The sequence below is a fragment of the Luteibacter sp. P4_D7_3 genome (genome assembly GCF_056401735.1).
Genome location: NZ_JBFUIT010000592.1, coordinates 1 through 1,147 on the forward strand (window position 1 = coordinate 1; position 1,147 = coordinate 1,147).

The following is a 1,147-nucleotide window of genomic DNA, read 5'->3' on the forward strand; positions in this document are numbered from 1 at the left end:
GGCGCCGAACGCTCGGTCCCATGGACCATGTAAGTGAGTATCTCGGCCATCGACCCCGCCGCCGACAGAGCCAGTCGGGCAAGGACATGGGCTGAACCGTGGTCGGGATGGCTGTCGCGCAGATCGGGGATCACGACCAGGGTGGGCCGTACCCGCTCGACGATGCGACGAATCGCGCCTACCGCCGCCGAGGTTCGCAGTCGTAGCTCATCGGTGACCTGCATGTCGTGCCAACCGAGGGCATGCAGGTGCTCCGGGCCGACGCCGAGCCGACCCAGTGCCGCAGCCACCTCGAGCCGACGTCGCGCACCCCAGCGAGCCCGGCCGGCCGAGTCGATCACCAGGCGCCGCTCCATCCAGCGCTGCGGCCACGGATTGTCGTCGCCATCGGTGAGGAGCAGGACATCGGCACGCCCACCCATGGCGAGCGTGCGCTGGATCAGCATGCCGGCGGCGAGCGATTCGTCGTCCGGGTGGGGCGCGACGACAAGTAGACGGGTACTGCCGTCGATGACGGGGTCGCGGGACAAAGGCTAAGTTCCTTGCGAGGCGCTAGAGATGTGCCGATTAAGGCCGAACGCCCGATAAGGCAGCGTCAACGCCAGGCGGCAAGCAGCTCGAGCAGCAACAGATCGACGCGGAGCGGCCCGCGCAGCGCATCTCTTGCCCGGTTTGCCTTGCCGTACCAGGCATCGAGCGATTCGTCATCCAGCTGGCTTTCCAGCGGAGCGGCGACGCCGGCGGCACGGGCACGGAGTTCGTCCGTCGCGGCCTGTGCCGCGAACCACAGGTACCGAGCCGGCTCGGCCGCCTGCCAGCGCTTGACGACTTCCATCGCGTCGCCGCGGCCGGCGGCGAGCGCCTTGAGATCATGACGCACCTCGACGCGGTGCTTGAGCGCGCCGTCAGCYGCCCAGGTCCGCGCCATGCCGGGATTGCCGCCGGCCGCGTCGAGTGCCGCTTCCGCCTCTTTCACCCCTTCGCCAGCCAGCCACGCCAGGGAGACGTCGCGTGACGGCACCAGGAAATCGATGCGCTGGCAGCGGCTGCGGATAGTCGCGGGCAACCGTGCCGGCTCATCGGCGACAAGCACCAGCAAGGTGGCCTGGGTCGGCTCCTCGAGGGTTTTCAGCAAGGCGTTCGCTGC

General features: G+C 68.9%; 1 protein-coding gene and 1 pseudogene. Both read right to left on the reverse strand.

Going from position 1 to position 1,147, the window contains the following annotated elements; genetic code table 11:
* Positions 1 to 530, reverse strand: a 530-nt coding sequence (locus AC1DSN_RS22970) for a PIG-L deacetylase family protein (RefSeq protein WP_477333189.1), incomplete at its 3' end; no start/stop codon positions are given.
* Between the two features lie 65 nt (positions 531 to 595).
* A pseudogene (locus AC1DSN_RS22975) lies at positions 596 to 1,147 on the reverse strand (DNA polymerase III subunit delta'); the annotation flags it as partial.